At 57.0% G+C, this 19,053-nt stretch carries 20 protein-coding genes; 17 read left to right on the top strand and 3 right to left on the bottom strand.

Going from position 1 to position 19,053, the window contains the following annotated elements; all coding sequences use genetic code 11:
- Positions 1 to 30: 30 nt before the first annotated feature.
- From D8M41_RS05295 to D8M41_RS05240, 13 genes are all read left to right on the top strand, one after another.
- The gene (locus D8M41_RS05295; protein WP_126926526.1) at positions 31 to 1,974 is read left to right on the top strand and encodes a glycosyltransferase; all 1,944 of its coding nucleotides are present in this window, start codon (positions 31 to 33) and stop codon (positions 1,972 to 1,974) included.
- Positions 1,974 to 3,878: a polysaccharide biosynthesis protein gene (locus D8M41_RS05290; RefSeq protein WP_037288052.1), complete on the top strand. Its 1,905-nt coding sequence runs from the start codon at positions 1,974 to 1,976 to the stop codon at positions 3,876 to 3,878. Before D8M41_RS05295 ends, D8M41_RS05290 begins: the two co-directional genes overlap by 1 nt.
- Positions 3,879 to 3,910: 32 nt before the next feature.
- On the top strand, positions 3,911 to 5,035 hold the full coding sequence (locus D8M41_RS05285) for an MraY family glycosyltransferase (RefSeq protein WP_126926525.1): 1,125 nt from the start codon (positions 3,911 to 3,913) through the stop codon (positions 5,033 to 5,035).
- A gap of 299 nt (positions 5,036 to 5,334) precedes the next feature.
- Positions 5,335 to 5,505 (top strand): hypothetical protein, encoded by a 171-nt coding sequence (locus tag D8M41_RS11565; RefSeq protein ID WP_153269372.1) that lies wholly within the window; start codon positions 5,335 to 5,337, stop codon positions 5,503 to 5,505.
- A gap of 42 nt (positions 5,506 to 5,547) precedes the next feature.
- Positions 5,548 to 5,802: a hypothetical protein gene (locus tag D8M41_RS05280; RefSeq protein ID WP_006888914.1), complete on the top strand. Its 255-nt coding sequence runs from the start codon at positions 5,548 to 5,550 to the stop codon at positions 5,800 to 5,802.
- Positions 5,803 to 5,900: 98 nt separating this feature from the next.
- Complete coding sequence (atpB, locus tag D8M41_RS05275) at positions 5,901 to 6,692, top strand: F0F1 ATP synthase subunit A (protein ID WP_006888864.1); 792 nt, start codon at positions 5,901 to 5,903, stop codon at positions 6,690 to 6,692.
- Between the two features lie 129 nt (positions 6,693 to 6,821).
- Complete coding sequence (atpE, locus tag D8M41_RS05270; protein WP_006888883.1) at positions 6,822 to 7,031, top strand: ATP synthase F0 subunit C; 210 nt, start codon at positions 6,822 to 6,824, stop codon at positions 7,029 to 7,031.
- Positions 7,032 to 7,080: 49 nt separating this feature from the next.
- The gene (locus D8M41_RS05265) at positions 7,081 to 7,641 is read left to right on the top strand and encodes a F0F1 ATP synthase subunit B (protein WP_023134631.1); all 561 of its coding nucleotides are present in this window, start codon (positions 7,081 to 7,083) and stop codon (positions 7,639 to 7,641) included.
- The gene (locus tag D8M41_RS05260) at positions 7,641 to 8,453 is read left to right on the top strand and encodes a F0F1 ATP synthase subunit delta (protein WP_126926524.1); all 813 of its coding nucleotides are present in this window, start codon (positions 7,641 to 7,643) and stop codon (positions 8,451 to 8,453) included. The genes D8M41_RS05265 and D8M41_RS05260 overlap by 1 nt, the downstream gene beginning before the upstream one ends.
- Positions 8,454 to 8,598: 145 nt before the next feature.
- Entirely contained in the window at positions 8,599 to 10,224 is a 1,626-nt protein-coding gene (atpA, locus tag D8M41_RS05255; protein ID WP_037288058.1) for a F0F1 ATP synthase subunit alpha, read from the top strand.
- An 81-nt stretch (positions 10,225 to 10,305) separates the two neighbouring features.
- Positions 10,306 to 11,250, top strand: coding sequence for a F0F1 ATP synthase subunit gamma (locus tag D8M41_RS05250; protein ID WP_037288061.1), 945 nt, complete (start codon positions 10,306 to 10,308; stop codon positions 11,248 to 11,250).
- Positions 11,251 to 11,312: 62 nt separating this feature from the next.
- Positions 11,313 to 12,776, top strand: coding sequence for a F0F1 ATP synthase subunit beta (atpD, locus tag D8M41_RS05245; protein WP_006888876.1), 1,464 nt, complete (start codon positions 11,313 to 11,315; stop codon positions 12,774 to 12,776).
- 2 nt (positions 12,777 to 12,778) lie between these two features.
- A complete protein-coding gene (locus tag D8M41_RS05240; RefSeq protein WP_126926523.1) occupies positions 12,779 to 13,051 on the top strand; it encodes a F0F1 ATP synthase subunit epsilon in 273 nt (90 codons plus the stop codon).
- A 187-nt stretch (positions 13,052 to 13,238) separates the two neighbouring features.
- Here D8M41_RS05240 and nucS read toward each other — a convergent pair whose 3' ends face one another.
- The gene (gene nucS / locus D8M41_RS05235; RefSeq protein ID WP_037235557.1) at positions 13,239 to 13,952 is read right to left on the bottom strand and encodes an endonuclease NucS; all 714 of its coding nucleotides are present in this window, start codon (positions 13,950 to 13,952) and stop codon (positions 13,239 to 13,241) included.
- Positions 13,953 to 14,008: 56 nt separating this feature from the next.
- The gene (locus D8M41_RS05230) at positions 14,009 to 14,416 is read right to left on the bottom strand and encodes a hypothetical protein (RefSeq protein ID WP_126926522.1); all 408 of its coding nucleotides are present in this window, start codon (positions 14,414 to 14,416) and stop codon (positions 14,009 to 14,011) included.
- A gap of 144 nt (positions 14,417 to 14,560) precedes the next feature.
- Here D8M41_RS05230 and D8M41_RS05225 point away from each other — a divergent pair, with 144 nt between their 5' ends.
- From D8M41_RS05225 to D8M41_RS05215, 3 genes are all read left to right on the top strand, one after another.
- Complete coding sequence (locus D8M41_RS05225; protein ID WP_126926521.1) at positions 14,561 to 15,025, top strand: hypothetical protein; 465 nt, start codon at positions 14,561 to 14,563, stop codon at positions 15,023 to 15,025.
- 45 nt (positions 15,026 to 15,070) lie between these two features.
- Positions 15,071 to 15,400 carry an ATP/GTP-binding protein gene (locus D8M41_RS05220; RefSeq protein WP_126926520.1) on the top strand — a complete coding sequence of 110 codons (330 nt, stop codon included), beginning with the start codon at positions 15,071 to 15,073 and terminating at the stop codon, positions 15,398 to 15,400.
- Positions 15,401 to 15,471: 71 nt separating this feature from the next.
- The gene (locus D8M41_RS05215; protein WP_126853833.1) at positions 15,472 to 16,278 is read left to right on the top strand and encodes an alpha/beta hydrolase; all 807 of its coding nucleotides are present in this window, start codon (positions 15,472 to 15,474) and stop codon (positions 16,276 to 16,278) included.
- Positions 16,279 to 16,401: 123 nt separating this feature from the next.
- Here D8M41_RS05215 and D8M41_RS05210 read toward each other — a convergent pair whose 3' ends face one another.
- Positions 16,402 to 17,763 carry an AI-2E family transporter gene (locus D8M41_RS05210; RefSeq protein WP_037288076.1) on the bottom strand — a complete coding sequence of 454 codons (1,362 nt, stop codon included), beginning with the start codon at positions 17,761 to 17,763 and terminating at the stop codon, positions 16,402 to 16,404.
- 188 nt (positions 17,764 to 17,951) lie between these two features.
- On the opposite strand from D8M41_RS05210, the gene D8M41_RS05205 reads away from it, so the two are divergent.
- Entirely contained in the window at positions 17,952 to 18,938 is a 987-nt protein-coding gene (locus D8M41_RS05205; RefSeq protein ID WP_126926519.1) for a tetratricopeptide repeat protein, read from the top strand.
- The last annotated feature ends 115 nt before the right edge of the window (positions 18,939 to 19,053 follow it).

The following is a 19,053-nucleotide window of genomic DNA, read 5'->3' as shown; positions in this document are numbered from 1 at the left end:
TTCTTTGAGCAATGTGGGAGGGAGCTGTTCGTGAACGCAGAGGATGCACGTACTATTGTGGCGCCCAATAATGCTCAACACTCCGATACGCTGTATCGCACGGTGGCGGTGGTGGTGACCTATAACCGTAAAGACCTGCTGCCGTTGACATTAGCCGGTATCGCTGGGGGAGAGGCCCAGCCAGCTGCGGTGGTTGTTGTCGATAACGCCTCCACTGACGGCACCGCGCAGTACCTTGCGGACCTTCACTACCCGCTCCCGCTGGATGTCATAACCCTGCCCCGCAATATGGGCGGAGCTGGCGGGTTCGCAGCTGGAATTGACCGGGCACTTGCGCAGTATGACCCGGATCTGGTGTGGGTCATGGACGATGATACTGAACCCACCGAAAACACCCTCTATGAGGCGGTAAAAGCCTGGGAGGGGTACTCGCCGGTACGGGCTTTACGCCCTGCCCTTGTCGCGTCCAAAGTTGTGTGGGACGACGGGCGGGATCACCCCATGAATACGATGCGCACCATGTTTGCGGCAGGCGCTGAGCGTCACGCCCGTGCCCAGTCGGTGGGTGCTCGGCCTATCCGCAGCGCCTCGTTCGTGTCAATTCTGATGGATGCACAGGTGATGCGTCAGAACGGCGGGCTGCCGCTGACGGAGTTTTTCATCTGGAATGATGATTTTGAGTTTTCTACACGTCTGGCACACCACCGTGACGCTATTGCGGTACCATCCTCGGTGGCGGTGCACCACACGAAAACCTTCGGTACCACCGATGCTAAACCAGGGCCGCGGTTTTACAATGATGTGCGCAATAAGCTGTGGGTTTTTACCCGGTGCCGCACTCTCAGCCCCCTGGAAAAGCTCCTCTACGGCGTATCCAGTGCCCGTCTGTGGGTTTCCACCGTGGTGCGTACCGATGAGAAAAGAACCTATTTCGTGTACTTTGTGAATGGTATAAGGGACGCAGTACGCCCGCCCCGACCTAATGCCGAGGTCATGGCGGGGGTGTATCCCCTGCATTTCCCGGGGCGTTACGGTTCGTCACAGGAACCTGTCATTGTGCCGGATACGGATAAAACCCCCGATTTTTCGGTTCTCATGAGCGTATACGCTGAGGAAATCCCCGAGTACCTGGACGCTGCGTTGGCTTCGAATGCGCGTGAACAGTCGCTTCGGCCAACTGAGCTGGTGCTGGTGCTGGATGGGCCGCTCACCCCAGAACTTAATACCGTGATTGAACGGTGGGTTGCAGAAGGGCAGGCGGGCCGGTGTGCACCTATTCGTACGGTGCCGCTGCCGCAGAACGCTGGCCTTGCCGCCGCTCTCAACGAGGGGCTGGCAGCGTGCACCCACGAGCTGGTGGCTCGCGCAGATTCCGACGATATTTCGGAACCCTCCCGGTTTGAGAGGCTTATCCCAGCACTGGCCGCTAGCGATTGTGCGGTACTTGGTTCGGCCATGCACGAGGTGGATGCGCAGAACACGGTGTGTGAAGCGAAGCGCTCCACCGTTCTGGGCGCGGAACGGGTTCAGGCAGCGATGCCGTCCCGGAACCCGCTGTACCACCCCACCGTGGCGTTCCGAAAAACCCCGGTGCAGCAGGTGGGCGGTTACGAATATGTGCCCGGGGCCGAGGACTGGTGGCTGTGGTCCCGGCTGGCTGCCGCTGGGTACAAGCTGGATAACCTTTCTGAGGCTCTGGTGCGGTACCGGGTGGGTGCGGGAGCCTACACCCGGCGCGGGGGTCTTGTAGCATGGAAACAGGATTGGGCGATTCAGCATCGTCTGTACACTGGGCACGCCATCACCAAGGCGGGGTGGGTGAAAAATATGGGGGTGCGCACCGTTTACCGGTTTATCCCCGAGTCCGTGCGCCGCACCGCTTTTAGGGCTCTTGTAGGTGCTAAAAGCATAAACCAACCACATACATCTCAGCGGCTCTTTAGCATCCGCTCACAGTTTCGAAAGGGGACTTAGTGACCTCTGAACCCACTAAGCGGTCTGAGACACAGACTGATATTCCAACATATTATGAACGTAAGCTCTCCTGGATGCTGGGGCGGATGTTCTTAGATTCCATCGCGTGGGCTTTAGCCCTCGTGGTGGCGTTCATGTTGCGTTACAGTGTGCTGCTGAATCAGCGTAGCGTGCTTGATGTGATTGACGCTCAAGCTCTGGCAATAAACATTGCGTTGGCGGCTGTCTTACAAGTGGGCTTTGGCCTGTGGTACAAGGTGTACCGTCGGGACCATGAGTACGGCTCATTTGAAGAGATCCTTCTAGCGGGCGCCGCCGTGGTGGCCACCGGGCTGGGGCTATTTGCCTGGAGCTACCTTGATGAGCTGCTGCACTGGCCGCATCTGCCGCATTCTGTGCCGCTGATCAGCATGGCGTTTGCCCTCATGCTGATGGCCGGTATGCGCATGGCTAAACGCACCTATGTTGAGTGGCGTCTGAAGAAGCGGCAGGACGGCGAACCTGTCATTATTTATGGTGCTGGTTTGGCGGGGCGTTTGGTGATTCAGTCGATGATACAAGACCGCCGTTCAAAGGTTTTCCCGGTAGCTATTATTGACGACAACCCGCGCCTATTAGGGGCGAAGGTGCACGGTATTCCGGTGCGCGGCAATATTGATAATCTGGATCAGCTTATTGATGAGCTGCACCCGAAGAAAGTGATTGTTGCGATCTCAAAGTACCCTAAAGACACCTTCGACGTGCTGTGGGAGCGGATGCGGGAGAGGGGTATCGAAGCCCGTCGCATTGCGAGCACCACCCAGCGCCTGGTGGGTGACGATACGGTGTATGAGACGGACGATAGCGAAATCATGCAGCTGGTGCGCGGCGAGATTAACTATGAGGTGGACGACCAGCTGCTTAGCTCGTATATTACGGGGAAACGCGTACTGGTCACCGGGGCCGGTGGTTCTATCGGTTCGGAATTGTGCCGTCAGATTCACCGTTTTAACCCGCAGCTGCTCATGATGCTTGACCGGGATGAGACCCTGCTGATGGACACTAAGCTGTCGATCACCGGCGAGTCGAGTCTGGATGATGAGCGCATTATTCTGGCTGATATCCGTGAGGGCGAGAACCTGCGCAAAATCTTTATGGAACGTAAACCCGATATTGTGTTCCACGCAGCTGCCCTGAAACACGTCTCAGCATTAGAGGCGTACCCCGAGGAGGCGTGGAAGACTAATACCCTGGGCACTCTTAACGTGCTGCGTGCCGCGGAAGCTTCGGGTGTTGGGACTCTAGTGAATGTCTCAACGGATAAAGCAGCTGACCCGACCACGGCTTTGGGGCAGTCGAAACGTGCGGCAGAGTGTCTGACCGCCTGGTTCGGGCACCAGACCGGACGGAAGTACGTTTCGGTGCGCTTCGGCAACGTGTTTGGTTCCCGCGGCTCCATTAAGCCGCTATTTACCCGCCAGATTGAGAGCGGCGGGCCTATTACGCTCACCCACAAGGATGCCACCCGCTACTTTATGCTGATCCCGGACGCTTGCCTGCTGGTGATGCTCGCCGGTAAAATCGGTCGACCGGGGGACGTGATGGTACTCGATATGGGCGACCCCGTGCATATTTATGATGTTGCACGGGAGATGCGTAAGGCATATGGCCGTTACGATGTGGAGATTGTACTCACCGGCCTGCGCAAGGGCGAGAAACTAGGTGAGGTGCTGTTTGGGCACGGGGAGCACTATGAGCGTAGCGCCGAGAACCGGTACATTTCGCACTCGACTGCCCCCGCCCTAGACCCGGATACGCTGGACTACGATACGTGGCTGCGTGACTATGAGGAACACCGCGGCTATGAGCGGCACGGCTTGGAGCGAGCACCTGATCTGGGTACAGCCCAACGTATTACACGTTAGGTGCGGTTACGAACAGAAGTAAAGGACACCCGATGCTACCGATAATCACTGTGGCCCTGACCGCTACCATCCTAGGCGGTGTGCTCCCGTTCCTGGTGCGTCCGCTATTGCACACGCTGAATATGGTGGATTTACCGAATGAGCGTTCCTCCCATACCACCCCCACCTACCGGGGGATGGGATTGGCGACCGCCTTGGCGGTGTGCGCAAGTTTTGGGGTGGCAACTGCTGCGGGGTGGACGGTGAATACCGGTATTTCGGTAACCCTATTGGCGGGTATGGCTGCCGCGCTGCTGCTGGGCTGGATTGAGGATGTAAGCGGCATTGGAATCGCTATACGGGCCGGGGTGCAGTTGCTGATTGGTGTGGGGGTTGCCGGGGTTTTGTCGGTGCTTATGAATGCGCCGATATTCTGGGCAGTACCGGCAGCTATTTTCGTGGCCGCGTACATTAACGTGGCGAATTTTATGGACGGTATTAACGGTATTTCCGGCTGCCACGGTTTGGCGGCTGGATTGTGCTACTCCTTCACGGGGTACCTGACGGAACTGCCGTGGCTGACCCTGGGCGGTCTGGCAATCGCGGGTGCGTTCGCGGCGTTTTTGCCGTGGAACGTACGCAGCGGTCGTAATGTTTTCTTAGGTGATGCCGGTTCGTACCTGCTGGGGGCGGGGCTGTCGATACTTGCGGTGGGCACCTGGTTTGCGAATGTGAATCCGCTGGTGGCTTTGGCCCCGCTGCTGGTGTACTTGGCTGATTCGGGTACCACCTTATTGCGTCGTATGGCTGCGGGGGAGCAGTGGTATAAGCCGCATCGGACGCATGTGTACCAGCGTTTGACTGATGTGGGCTTCACACATTTAGGGTCTGCAACGGTGGTGACTGGACTAACAGTGCTGGTGTGGGCTCTCATACTTAACGGCCTTAACTTTTGGAGTAGCGACCTTCCTATTCTGGGTGTGGTGTTGCTCGCATTTGCGGTGTTAGTTGTGCTGCTATATCTGTCTCTGCCCACGCTTATTGCGCGTCAGAAGACCGCAGCGCCGTCAGATAATAACATTGCGGCCCCCGAAGGCGGCACAGGGGGTAGTTTGGGGAGTTCACAGGCGTCCTTCCGCGGAGGTCAAAACCCTCATGATTCGGGAGAAGTTCAATGATTCTGCAGAGGGTTAAAAACCTGCTGTGGTATCCGCCATCAGAACGAAAAGGGCGGCCTCTGGGCTCCTATTCGCGCACCTTCCCGTGGAAGACTCTTTACTACCGGGTGAGTGTCTGCTCCGTCCCGCCATTATTGCTGGGTGTAACAGGCGCGTTAATTGTACGCGGACCCTCTGGTTTGGCGGGATTTATGCTCGGGTTTCTGATAGTCTATATATGTTTCACCTTAGGCGTATTAACGGTGTTGGGAGCCACCCGATTAAGGGTTGGAATACCCCAGGCCCTAGTATGTGCCTACGTGGTGAAAGCAAGCTTGATGGGGGTGGTGCTCCTGACGGTGCCTATCCCCGAAAATATAAAACACGGGTGGACACTCGCCGGAGCCATTATTGGGGCTGTACTCTGGCTGAGTATTGAGGCCATCACCATTAACAACATACGGATTCTATACTTTGACTCCGAACCATAAAAGCACACATTTTTGGTTTGGAGAAAAACGACAGGAAGATTTTTGGCCGAACCTGAGAAGAAATGGTGGCGTGGAGACAGGGAACTCCGAACCACCGGGGAACTGGTATCTGGCGGGGGCCTCTCCGGCGCCGTCATGACCATTCTTTATCTACTCATCGGCGCCGCCGTCTGGGGGCTTATCGGCTTTGGGCTCGATAGTCTTCTAGGCACCTCCTGGATCGTGTGGGTCGGCGTACTGGTAGGGGTCTGCGGAGGCTTATACCTTGTATATATCCACATGAGTCAGGAAAAATAACTAGGGTCGCAAGACCCCGCGCACACCAATCCCCCCATAGTTAGTTGAGTAAATGCTCGCCCGGCGGGCAGCCAACTAGCAGCAAGAAAGGACTTGCTTTGATCGAGAACGGGTCTGTACTCGCGGAAGGCTACGTGCCGCCGACCCCGGATGAAATGCACCTTCCCGACCTATTCGCTATTGGGTCTTTTGGCGTGGGCAAGCAGATGCTTCTGGTGCTTCTCTCCGTCGTCATTATCGCGGGCTTTTTCCTGTGGGCCGGGCGCAAACGCGCCATGGTCCCTTCCAGGACACAGTTCGTAGCTGAGTCGGGGTACCTTTTTGCCCGTAATTCACTGGCCAAGGAACTTATTGGTGCGCATCACTTCAAGCCCTTCATCCCTCTGCTGTTTGCCTCGTTCTATTTCGTGCTGGTGAACAACCTGTACGGTTCAATTCCGCTACTGCAGCTGCCTTCGTTCTCACACCCCGGCAGCGCCTACGCATTGGCAGCTATTGCCTACCTGAGCTGGGTAGGTGTCGGTATTAAGCGCAAAGGCTTGGGCGGCTTCTTTAAAGATTTGACAATGCCTTCGGGGGTTCCCGTTTGGGTGTACCCGATTCTAATCCCCATTGAGCTGCTCTCCAATATGGTGATTCGCCCCGTGACGCACTCCCTGCGTCTTTTCGCCACCATGTTCGGCGGGCACATGGCAATGATGGTTGCCGCATCTTTGGCGCAGTACATGATTGACTCAATGGGCGGGGTTGGTTATGCAGCTGCTATCGCCCCCGGGGCGCTCGGTATGTTCCTCTACTTCCTGGAGCTTATGATCCAGGTTATTCAGGCCTACGTGTTCGCGCTGCTACTGGCCGTGTACATGCAGGGCTCGGTCTCCGAAGGCCACTAAATAAGGTTTTCGTTCCCCTGCTTTGGGTAACGAATAAAGCAACCCGTTGCAAGCGGGCTTAGCACACTACAAAAGACTCTGTTCGGCGGAGGAAAGGTTCCTTCCCGGGCACTGTTGAAAGGAAAAATAATGGAAATTACCGGTTCGATCACCGCAGTTGGCTACGGTCTGGCAGCAATCGGCGGCGGTATCGGCGTGGGTCTGATCTTCGCGGCTTATATGACCAGCGTGGCACGTCAGCCTGAGTCTCGCAAAGCCCTGCAGCCGATGCTGTTCATGGGTTTCGCACTGGTTGAGGCGCTGGCCGTGCTGGGCCTGGTGCTTGCGTTCATTAAGTAACCGGCCCCGATACGTCCCGACGACCAACCCATAGAACAGGATTCCTTCCATGACTTATCTGGCAAATGATGGGGGTGCGGAGCACGCCGCGTCTAACCCCCTGATCCCCGCGACCGGGGAAGTCATCATGACCGCCATCGGATTCCTGATCCTCCTCTTCATTGTCATCAAGTACATCGCCCCGGCATTCGAGAAGATCTACCAGGATCGTAAGGAAGCCATTGAAGGCGGCCTCGCCAAAGCTAAGAAGGTTCAGGCAGAGGCGGCAGCGGCTCGCGAAGAGTACAGCCAGCAGCTCGATAGTGCTCGACTGGAGGCACAGCAGATTCGTGAGGAAGCCCGCGCTGAAGGCGAAGCGATTATCGCTAAAGCCCGTGAGCGTGCGACCGCCGAAGCCCAGCGTATCACTGAGAATGCGCAGAAAACCATTGAGGCTGAGCGCGCGGCAGCGGCTGTTTCGCTTCGTAGCGAGGTGGGCAGCCTGGCAACCGCTCTGGCCGGGAAGATTGTGGGCGAAGCTCTCACCGATGATGCACGATCGGCCCGTGTGGTAGATCGTTTTCTTGCTGACCTTGAAACCGAGCAGCAGAACGCAGGTGCAACTCGGTAATGGCAGGAGTATCTACTGAATCACTGAGCAAGGTGGAAGCGGCTCTCGACGCGAACGCGTCGCTCAACCCGCTGCACCTAGCGAGCGAGCTTTTCGCGGTGGTCGATGTTATTGACCGCGATGGTGGTCTGCGCCGTGGGCTGACTGACACCTCCCGGGTGGAGGCTGCGCGTCAGAACATTGCCAGCACCGTATTCGGCAGCAAAGTTTCGTCCCAGACCTTATCTGTACTGACTGTTGCTGTTTCTCAGCGCTGGTCTGCAGAACGAGATCTGGCGGACGCGCTTGAGAAGTGCGCCGTACTCGCCGCCATTGTGTCTACCCATTCACATGGTGGTGTTGAGGCACTCGATACCCTCATTAATGAACTTCTCACGTTCGTCCGAAACGTTGATGGCACCGCCCAAGCACAGACGGCACTGTCTAACAATCTGGCAAGCAAAGAAGCAAAGCAGAAACTCGCGGTAGCGTTGGGCGGCCCCGCCCGCAGCGCTGAAGGCGTGCTTCTGCTGGAACGGATCGGTAGCGAAACTCGCGGCATGCACGCTGCGCGTCTGGCCGACGAGTTCGTAGAAATCATCGTCAAGCGACAAAACCGCTACATTGCAAAGGTAACCTCAGCTGTAGCTCTTTCGCAGGCGCAGCTGAACCGCCTGGGGCACGCCCTCAGCAGGGTGTATAACCGCAAGTTAAAGCTGGACATTTCGGTGGATCCGACGGTTCTGGGCGGTCTGCGCGTTCAGGTTGGTGACGAGGTAATTGACGGTACTGTTATCGCTCGCCTCGACGAACTGGAACGTAACCTTGGCTAGGCCACCCCTAACCAGCGATTCGTCGCAACGGTGATTTAGAAGATACCCCGGGCGATGGGGTGGACACCCCGATTTTTCGCCTCGGACAACAAGTTTCGGTTAGCCCCTGAGGGGCCAGCCACAAGAAGGAGAGCAGGGACACAAGATGGCCGATTTGACCATCAATGCCGACGACGTCCGTAATGCGCTGAATGAGTTCGCGGCGTCTTACGAACCCGGCAATGCAGAACGTGTTGAGGTAGGCCGAGTGGTATCGGCCTCCGATGGTATTGCGCGTGTTGAGGGTCTTCCCTCAGTCATGGCGAATGAGCTGCTTCGTTTTGAAGACGGCACCCTCGGTCTTGCACAGAACCTAGATACCCGCGATATTGGTGTGATCATCCTGGGTGATTTTACCGGTATTGAAGAAGGCCAGCAGGTACACCGCACTGGTGAGGTGCTGTCGGTACCCGTTGGTGACAAGTACTTGGGCCGCGTCGTTGACCCCCTCGGTAACCCCATTGACGATCTGGGGCCTATTGAGGCTGAAGGCCGCCGCGCACTGGAGCTGCAAGCACCCGGTGTGACGCAGCGTAAGTCGGTGCATGAGCCGCTGCAGACCGGCCTGAAAGCTATTGACGCGATGATCCCGATTGGCCGTGGCCAGCGTCAGCTGATTATCGGTGACCGTCAGACCGGTAAAACCGCGATTGCGGTCGATACCATTCTGAACCAGAAGACGAACTGGGAGAGCGGTGACCCCTCCAAGCAGGTACGCTGCGTGTACGTTGCGGTCGGGCAGAAAGCCTCGACCATTGCGGCGGTGCGTCATACCTTGGAGACTAAGGGCGCACTGGAGTACACCACCATTGTTGCTGCTCCTGCATCGGATGCCGCAGGCTTTAAATACTTGGCACCGTACACTGGTTCAGCGATTGGCCAGCACTGGATGTACGGCGGCAAGCATGTGCTGATTATCTTTGATGACCTTTCAAAGCAGGCAGAAGCATACCGCGCCGTGTCGCTGTTGCTGCGCCGCCCGCCGGGACGTGAAGCATACCCCGGTGACGTCTTCTACCTGCACTCCCGCCTGCTGGAGCGTTGCGCTAAGCTCTCCGATGAGCTGGGCGCCGGGTCGATGACTGGGTTCCCCATTATTGAGACGAAGGCGAACGATGTGTCTGCCTTCATTCCCACCAACGTCATTTCGATTACCGACGGTCAGATCTTCCTGCAGTCCGACCTGTTCAACGCTAACCAGCGCCCCGCAGTGGACGTGGGTATTTCCGTCTCCCGCGTGGGCGGTGCGGCGCAGACTAAGGCGATGAAGAAGGTCTCCGGTACTTTGAAGCTGGAACTGGCGCAGTACCGCGCAATGGAAGCGTTCGCAATGTTCGCATCCGACCTGGATGAGGCTTCGAAGGCGCAGCTGACCCGCGGCGCCCGCCTGACCGAGCTGCTGCGCCAGCCGCAGTACACCCCGTACGCGGTGGAGGAGCAGGTTGTCTCTATCTGGTGCGGTACTAACGGGTACCTGGATGACCTTGAAGTTTCTGACATTCTTCGTTTCGAAGCTGAGTTCATTGATTATCTGCGTCACCGCACCTCAGTACTGACTGATATCGCTGCCTCGGGGAAGCTGGAGGACGATGTTGTGGAAGCTCTGAAGTCTGCTGTGACAGAGTTCAAGAAGGGTTTCCGCTCTGAGGGCACCAGCCACCTTGTTGATGCCGGTCATGAGGAGTATCAAGCTGCCAAGGACCAGGACATCACCCAGGAAACCATCGGTTAGCGATTATTCCTAGCCCGCTTTCAGCCGTGCACCCTACACCGGGTGCACGGTGGGGGAGAAGGGCAGGAGAAAGGAAGCTCTATGGGAGCCCAGATTAGGGTTTACCGACAGAAGATTGCTTCGACATCGTCTATGAAGAAAATCTTCAAGGCGATGGAGATGATCGCGACCTCCCGCATTAATAAGGCACGCCGTAGCGCACAGGCGGCAGGCCCGTACGCGAACGCACTCACCCGCGTGGTGACGGCCCTGGCAACCCAGCAGAGCGTGCAGCATCCGCTGATCCACGGCCCAGGGGCGATTGGGAAAAGCAAACATAAGCGTTCGGCGGTGCTGGTAGTTACTAGCGACCGTGGTTTGGCGGGCTCGTACTCTTCATCGGTTTTGAAGAAAACCGAGTCGCTGATCGAAAAGTTGCGCGGCGAAGGCCGTGAAGTGAACCTGTACCTCGTGGGGCGTAAGGCGAAATCTTATTTCGAGTTCCGTGAACGTCCTTACATTCGGGCCTGGGAGGGGCATACTGACAGCCCGCGCATCGATACTGCGGTTGAGATTCGGGACGTGTTTTTGGAAGCGTACTCTAAGCCTTTTGAAGAAGGCGGGGTGGACGACCTTCACGTGGTCTACACCGAGTTCAAATCTATGGTCACCCAGGAGACCAAGATTCTGCGGCTGCTGCCCATTCATGTGGCTGAGGCCCAGCATCTTGGGGAGGAAATCGTGCCCGATGAGGAACTCACCCAAGCTGACTACGTACAGCCAGCAGTGTTTGAGTTTGAGCCTTCCCCGCAGGAGGTTCTGGATGCGCTGCTACCGCGCTATATTGCCTCCCGTCTGTTTGCCTGCCTGCTTCAGGCGGCCGCCAGCGAGCTTGCCTCGCGCCAGCGGGCCATGAAGACTGCGGGCGATAACGCCGAGACGCTCATTAATAAGTACACCCGCTTGATGAATAACGCTCGCCAGGCGGAGATTACGCAGGAGCTTTCAGAGATTGTGGGCGGCGCTGACGCCCTCGCCTCGTCGTAGCCTGACGCTACAGCATCGAAACCGCCTACTGTTCCAAACTTTTTATAGGTAAGTGAGAGAATATGACTGCCACCTACAACGAATCGGTCTCAGCACCGACTCAGGGCGCAACGGGCCGTATTGCCCGCGTGATTGGCCCCGTGGTCGACGTTGAGTTCCCCGCCGGCCAGGTACCGGATATTTATAACGCGCTGACCACCGAACTCACCCTCGACGGTCGCACCCGTACTATCACCTTCGAGACCGCCCAGCACCTCGGCGACTCCCTTGTGCGCGCTATTTCGCTGCAGCAGACCGACGGGCTGGTGCGCGGCCAAGCCGTGATTGACACCGGCGCACCCATCTCTGTGCCTGTGGGCGATGGCGTGAAGGGTCACCTGTTTAACGTGCTTGGTGACGCGCTGGATGTGCCTAACTCCGAGATTACTGCGGATGCATACTGGCCCATTCACCGTGCCGCCCCCGGCTTCGCGGAGCTGGAGGGGTCGACCGAGATGCTGGAGACCGGTATTAAGTCGATTGACCTGCTCACCCCCTACATTAAGGGCGGTAAGATCGGCCTGTTCGGTGGCGCTGGTGTTGGTAAGACCGTGCTGATTCAGGAAATGATTACCCGTGTGGCACGCAACTTCGGCGGTACCTCGGTATTCACCGGTGTTGGTGAGCGCACCCGTGAGGGTAACGACCTGTGGGTTGAGATGGAAGAAGCAGGGGTTCTGAAGGACACCGCCCTTGTCTTTGGCCAGATGGATGAGCCCCCGGGAACCCGTCTGCGTGTGGCCCTGACCGGTTTGACCATGGCGGAGTACTTCCGTGATGTGAAGAACCAGGACGTGCTGCTCTTTATCGATAATATTTTCCGTTTTACCCAGGCTGGTTCTGAAGTTTCGACTCTGCTGGGCCGTATGCCCTCTGCTGTGGGCTACCAGCCTAACCTGGCGGATGAGATGGGTCTGCTGCAGGAGCGTATTACCTCAACTCGCGGTCACTCCATTACCTCGATGCAGGCGATTTATGTTCCTGCGGATGACTACACCGACCCCGCACCGGCAACGACCTTCGCGCACCTGGATGCAACCACTGAGCTTTCGCGTGAGATCGCATCGCGTGGCCTGTACCCGGCAATCGACCCGCTGACCTCCACCTCCCGTATTCTTGACCCGCAGTATATTGGCCAGGAACACTACGACACGGCTATCCGTGTGAAGGCTATTCTGCAGGAGAACAAGGAGCTGCAGGATATTATCGCAATTCTGGGTGTGGACGAGCTGTCCGAGGAGCAGAAGGTTGTTGTCTCGCGCGCCCGCCGTATCGAGCAGTTCCTCTCACAGAACACCTACACCGCGAAGCAGTTCACCGGTGTTGAGGGGTCCACCGTTCCGTTGAAGGACACTATCGAGTCCTTCCAGATGATCTGCAACGGCGACGTGGACCACATCCCGGAGCAGGCGTTCTATAACATCGGCGGTATGGACGATGTGATGCGCCAGTACGAGGAAATCAAGGCACAGACTGGAGCCAAGTAATTATGGCACTAACGGTTGAAGTTGTTTCCCGCGAACGCGTGGTGTGGACCGGTGAGGCATCCTACGTGCGTGTGCGTACCGTTGAGGGCGATCTGGGTATCTCACCCGGGCTTATCCCCACGTGCGCGCTGCTGGCGGAGGACGGCGAAATGCTGCTGCGCCCGGTGGGCGGGCAGGATTTGAAGACCCGCCTGCATCAGGGGTTTGTGACTGTCTCGAATGATAAGGTCACAATCGCGGCTAAACACGCGGACTTCACAGTTCCCGTCACATAGCGCGGCCTGTAATAACAACGAACCGGCGTGTCCTCTTTACGGGGACGCGCCGGTTCGTGCGTGTTTATATTGGTTCTCGTGCAGGTTCACCGGGTGGTACTTGGGATAGGGGCGTGAGCGCCTCCGCCAGAAGCACGGGGGAGCGCAGGCCGGCTGGAGAGAGGCGTAAAACTAACGCGGCAGAGAGCTAGAAAAGCCTGTCTGCGGCGTCGTCTACGCCGCGCATTGCATCGTAGTCAAGGGCGATGCACCTAATACCGCGGTCTTGGGCGAGTGTGCGGGCCTGCGGCTTGATTTTTTGGGCCGCGAATACTCCTTTGACAGGCGCTAGCAGCGGGTCTCGGTTCAGCAGCTCCAAGTAGCGGGTGAGCTGCTCCACGCCGTCAATGTCGCCTACTCGTTTAAGCTCCACGGCAACGCTTGCCCCGTTGGGGTCTTTTGCCATAATATCCACCGGGCCGATAGCGGTTGGATATTCACGGCGCACCAGCGAGTATCCTGAGCCCAGCGTCTCAATTTGTTCGGCAAGCAGACGCTGCAGGTCGGCTTCCACACCATCCTTAATGAGCCCCGGGTCGGTGCCAAGCGAATGCTCATGCTCGTGGATGACCTCAAAAACTTTAATGAGCAGCCGGTCGTCACTTTTAGCGGCCTGCACCGTCCACAGCTGCTGCACTTCCTCTTCCAGCTCTTCTAGGGCGGCGGCGGGGATATCATCACGTGCGGCCACAGCCAGGGTGCAGGGCGGGCTCATCCAGTTCAGCGGCTTATAGGAGCCGCCATCGGAGTGAATCAGCACCGAACCGTCCCCTTTAACCATGAGCAGACGGGTGGCGCGGGGCAGGTGAGCCCGTAGGCGGCCTTCGTAATCGACGGAACATTCAGCTATAACAACTCGCACCCATCCACTCTACCAGCAGCGGGTCATTGTGCACACGCCATCTGCGGGTTGGTTATTTATAGTCTCTCCCATGTGTAGGGCAGGCCCACGTGGGAGATACGCCCAGTCTTGAAATACTGTACCGCACACTCAAAAGCCTGCTCTTGAGTCACTAATTCGTGTTCCGTGAAGAGACTCAGCTGCCCACCCACCAGTATCTTAACTGTTGCTGTGTCACTCATCTGCGGGTTTCTGACGTTTAGAATGGTGCCCTCTTCACACCCGGTGAGCACATACCGTTGGGGCCCTCCACCGATCATGAGGTGGTTGTTATCGGGGTCTTTACTGGGGTGATACAGGCTGAGCAGGGTGTGGTGGTTGGTGCCGAGACGTTTCAGCAAGGCCAGCAGTTCCCCCGTTGATACGATGGTGTGCTCTGTATCCTCGCTGCGGTTTCCAACCCAGTGATCAAGAATAGCTTTCATGCGGCATTCTCCTAGGTGCGCTCATCATGATGTGGGTGATACACGAGTGTATTTTATAGTGTATGCGGGGGTAGCGTTGTTTCTTGGCCGCTGATAGCCCGGTGAGAAAAACCAAATACATGAAACAATAAGAAAGTGCAGGCTGTGAAAGATTTTGCGTATGGTCAGCCATTAGAAGCGACTGAGGCGGAAAAAGTAGTGCAGCGTCTTATCCGTGTATTATTCAGAGGACATATGCTCTGCTCAACACCTAATAACTCAAACGAAAATACAGTGAGTTTCTCGTATAAGCGACCATTCGGGTGCGAAAGCGGCCAGCCTCAGCTGGTTCGCCCCCACCGGCTGGGTGAGCTTTTTCCTCACCAAATGCTTTATGTGCTGCGGCATTATGTGTATGACGGTCTTCAGCTGCCTGTCTTCACTGCCCTCAGCGGCGAGATCCAGCACGATTTAGAAGACGTGGATTCTATCGATTTCTACGAGCACGCCTATATTTTTGATAAAAATTTTTTGCGCTGTTTTTACGTTATGGATTCTTGCAATCTTCACGGCAATACGTATGAGGCTATCCTCACCGAGTATGCTCCTTTAGAAGAGACCCCGGTATAACCTTTAAAACTGGAATGGGTAGTAGCTAGGGATAAAATAGTGAGCATGGCACGTAAGAATCACCCCGGTAAACGCCCTTCGGGCACCACCTCCAGCAAATGGTTACGCACCACCGCAGGTGACGGGCGTGATATTTCACGTATTCTTGACCCGGCGCCAACCGTTGAGAGCGACCGGTACGGAGACTGGTTCGTGCAGTATATCCCGGCTGTTAATGCCAGAAAAACTTACACCTGCCCCGAATGTTACCGTCCCATACCGCCCGGAACTGCGCACCTGGTGGTGTGGCAAGAAAGCCACGTGCTGGGCAGAGAACGTGCCATTGATGAACGCCGCCACTGGCACCGGCACTGTTGGCGCAGCCGCCGAAAATAACAGCAGAATCCTATGCGCATCACCCCCATTTTTGGGCTTGAGATACACCTACCCCGATTGAAAGACACACTATGAGCGAAGAAACCCGCACAGAATTCGACCCGTCCCGCTATATCTTTACCGACCCCGGGGTGCCAACCGCGATCCGCTCCCGCACGGTGCTTCCTGCGCGTCGTGAGAACTTTGAGGTCACGACAGCCGATGGAAAACGCCTCGTGGGTGAACTGGCGCTTCCTGAGGGGGACGTTAAAGCGACTCTCGTAACTTTTCATCCGCTTCCAACGCATGGCGGGTATATGGATTCGCACGTGTACAAGAAAGCGTCGTTCCGTCTGCCCGCGCTTGCCAATATAGCCGTACTTCGCTTCAATACCCGCGGCACCTCCTCCATTCGAGGCACCAGCGATGGGGTCTTCGACGGCGGATTTGCTGAGAAGAAAGATTTCGATGCGATTCTTGACTACGTCTTAGGGCGTGCTCTGCCTAACCCGTGGCTTATTGGCTGGTCATTCGGTACAGAGCTGGTGCTCAAATATGGACCCGCGCGCGCCAACGAATTCACCGGTGCGGTCCTCCTTTCCCCGCCGCTTCACCGGGTACACCCGGCGGAGATGGCTGAATGGAACACGATCAGCAACCCCCTGTACGCACTCATCCCCGAACACGACGACTACTTACAGCCCGCTCAGGCGCGTGAACGGTTTAGTGCCATTAACCGTGCCCAGGTAATCCCCTTTGAGGGATGTAAGCACCTGTGGGTGGGCGAGAAGTCTGTGAATGCGGTGCTGAACTCTATAGCAAGTATTGTGCTGGGGGAGCAGACCGTGCTGCCGAGCGAGTATAGCGGTCCGGTCGCAGAAGAGATTACTGAGCTCTAAAGCCCTCTCTGGCACCACCGGGTAAATTATTTCAGACAGCAATCGGCGGCTACATCACCGTATGGGGTGCAGCCGCCGATTAGTGTATGACCAGGTGCCGTAAACCTTCCGGTTCGTCGCAGGCTACTTTGTGTCTTGGTAAGGGATAAATACTTCTTTCACCAGAATGAGCAGGGAAGCCGCCACCGGTATGGCGATAAGCGCACCCAACACGCCCCACAGGGCACCACCTGCGGCCACCGCAATAATTGCCACGCCACCGGGCACTGAAACCGCCCGGGACATAATGCGCGGCGAGATAATGTACGCCTCAACCTGCAGGTAAATGAAGTACACGATGGCGAAGGTGAGCGCCATCTGCCACCCCGAAATCAGCAGGATGAGCGACACTACTACGAGCGCCACCACGCCGCCGACCAATGGGATAAACGCCAGGATCAGCACGAATAGCGCCAGCAGTTGAGGGAACGAAAACCCCAGGATACTCATCGTAATCAGGGCAAAGGTGGCGTTAAGAATAGCCACTAGCGCCTGCCCCATCACATAACTGCCAACCGATCCGGTGATACGTTCCACCAAGTAGGAGACACGCTCACGCTGGGACGCTGGCGCTAGGCGCACCCCCCACGCCTTAATCGTGTTCATAGACGAGAGGAAGTACAAGGACAAGAACAACACAATCACGGTGCCGGTGAGCACCTGAGCGATTGTGGATCCTGCTGTAACCAAGTTCCCCATGAACCCGCTAATCGCGTTGCTGGATGTAATAGACTCAATGAACGCGGGCACATTCTTATCGACCCAGTCGCGGATGTGCACCATATCGTCAAAGTTTTTGAACGCCTCTGACTCCAGGAAATCCTGAAAAATGGCGGGGGAGCGGTAGATAAAACTATTCGCCTGTTCACTAATAATGGGCACAATCCACAGGGTGAGGCCGGTAACCGTACCAGCAAATACAGTTACTACCAGCAGCACACCAACGCCTCGGCGGATACCCCACTTCTCCAGGCGCCGCACGGCGGGGTCAAGGCCCAGCGCAATGAACACGGCCCCGGTCACCCACCCCGCGAGTGCCCCAACGTTCGTAAACGCATAGTAGGCCAGCAGCGCCAACCCCACACCCACGGTACCTAAGAAACCGAGTTTTACCGGGTTGGTCACAAGCGAGACTTTCTGAACATCGCTGTTCTCCGGGGACTCAACCGGGGGCACCACATCGGTGGGGGCGGTTGGGGGAGGCATTGACGCCTGTTTCCGTTTATCGCGGGCCTGTAGAACCGATCCGCTGAATTCGGTAATTGTTTCGGTGAGGTGCTCAGTGAATGGGCGCCGCGCCCCTCGCGACTCGTGGGCTTCTCTGGGTGAGGCGCCGCTTTCATCCGGTTGGGGGCGGGCGGAAGAGTCCTGCTGCGGCTGCGTATGAGCGTTGGAACGCCGAGGCCTAGGCGGCGTCGGCTGGGCAGGGGGGCGGTGATCGGTCATGTAACTGCCTTTCGACGAAGCATTTACTTTTTAGTCTACCGGGCGGTTGGGGGATAACGCCGGTGCAGGCGTATTGGTGGTGCTACGCCAGCAGTAAAATAGCGGCCGATGCGGCGCACCTCGGGTGAAAAAACCCCGGGGAGTTGAGATAATCAAGGGGAACTATCAGCCTGAGCAGGAGAGGGCGCATGTCAGAGAACAGTCATGAACTACAGTGGGGCAACCCGGCAGCGGCAGGGAAGCAGCCGGAGGCTGCGCAGATTCCAGCTTCGGTACGGAATGTCCCCGATTTGGGGAGTTTAGCGGCATCTGCTGGTGTGCCGCCGCAGCCGGGCAACACTGACCCTCATGCTGCTGCCCAGGGCACCCCTACGTGGCGTGTTGAGGTAAACACACCCGAGGATTTCCAGAAATATGTGCAGGAATCCAGCCGGGGTGCTGTTATTTTTGCGCTCTATGCTGAGCACTCTCCCTCGTCGGTGCAGATGGTCGATGCGGTGCAGAAACTGGTTGATTCCGCCGCTGGGAGTCTGCTGTTGGCAGCGGTAGATATCGCGAAACTTCCTGAGGCCGCACAGGCTTTTGGGGTGAGCGGTGTGCCCGCTGGGGTGGCGGTGCTTGCGGGTCGGCCCGCACCTATTTACAACGGTACTGTGGGTGAGCAGGAACTTGCCGATGTGCTCGGGCAGCTTATACAACTGGCGGCGCAGTACCAGCTGCCGGGAGGTTTTGAGCCCATCTACGCGGAGGAAGAGAAACCGGTACCTCCGCTGCATGCTAAGGCCGTTGAGGCACTGGACGCTGGGGACTATGAGGGCGCTCGCGCCGCCTACAAGCAGGCTATTTCTGATAACCCGGGCGATAAAGAGGCCAAACTTGGCTTGGAACAGGTGGAGCTTTTGGCGCGCGTGAAGAACCTTGATATGGCTGCCGAGCGTGCCGCTGCGGCGGCTGATCCGCTGAATATTGAGGCGGCCTTTAACGTGGCTGATTTGGACGTGGTTGGTGGGCACGTGGAAGATGCGTACGCCCGTTTGCTGCGCTTGTTTAAGGCCGTGCCTGCGGATGAGAAAACTCGTGTGCGTGAGCGTCTTGTTCAGCTTTTTGATGTGGTGGGTACTGCTGATGCGCGCACTGTAAAGGCCCGCGCGGAGCTGACGGTGGCGCTTTTCTAAAGGCATGTTTCTGCAGGAACCTGTGTAAAGCTAAGAAATAAAATACAGAATATTTATTCTTTATGTGTTCCCCATGCGGTGTTATTGCCGTCACGGGGAACACGTATCTTATAGT

This window comes from Rothia sp. HSID18069 (assembly GCF_003989155.1).
GTDB lineage: Bacteria > Actinomycetota > Actinomycetes > Actinomycetales > Micrococcaceae > Rothia > Rothia aeria.
This window is presented reverse-complemented; position numbering and strand designations above follow the sequence as displayed.

Excerpts from the sequence above, each read along its gene's own strand:
- D8M41_RS05285 (WP_126926525.1), top strand. The coding sequence starts at position 3,911 with ATGCTACCGATAATCACTGTGGCCCTGACCGCTACCATCCTAGGCGGT.
- atpE (WP_006888883.1), top strand. The coding sequence starts at position 6,822 with ATGGAAATTACCGGTTCGATCACCGCAGTTGGCTACGGTCTGGCAGCA.
- D8M41_RS05265 (WP_023134631.1), top strand. The coding sequence starts at position 7,081 with ATGACTTATCTGGCAAATGATGGGGGTGCGGAGCACGCCGCGTCTAAC.
- D8M41_RS05260 (WP_126926524.1), top strand. The coding sequence starts at position 7,641 with ATGGCAGGAGTATCTACTGAATCACTGAGCAAGGTGGAAGCGGCTCTC.
- atpA (WP_037288058.1), top strand. The coding sequence starts at position 8,599 with ATGGCCGATTTGACCATCAATGCCGACGACGTCCGTAATGCGCTGAAT.
- D8M41_RS05250 (WP_037288061.1), top strand. The coding sequence starts at position 10,306 with ATGGGAGCCCAGATTAGGGTTTACCGACAGAAGATTGCTTCGACATCG.
- atpD (WP_006888876.1), top strand. The coding sequence starts at position 11,313 with ATGACTGCCACCTACAACGAATCGGTCTCAGCACCGACTCAGGGCGCA.
- D8M41_RS05240 (WP_126926523.1), top strand. The coding sequence starts at position 12,779 with ATGGCACTAACGGTTGAAGTTGTTTCCCGCGAACGCGTGGTGTGGACC.
- D8M41_RS05230 (WP_126926522.1), bottom strand. The coding sequence starts at position 14,416 with ATGAAAGCTATTCTTGATCACTGGGTTGGAAACCGCAGCGAGGATACA.
- D8M41_RS05220 (WP_126926520.1), top strand. The coding sequence starts at position 15,071 with ATGGCACGTAAGAATCACCCCGGTAAACGCCCTTCGGGCACCACCTCC.
- D8M41_RS05215 (WP_126853833.1), top strand. The coding sequence starts at position 15,472 with ATGAGCGAAGAAACCCGCACAGAATTCGACCCGTCCCGCTATATCTTT.
- D8M41_RS05210 (WP_037288076.1), bottom strand. The coding sequence starts at position 17,763 with ATGACCGATCACCGCCCCCCTGCCCAGCCGACGCCGCCTAGGCCTCGG.
- D8M41_RS05205 (WP_126926519.1), top strand. The coding sequence starts at position 17,952 with ATGTCAGAGAACAGTCATGAACTACAGTGGGGCAACCCGGCAGCGGCA.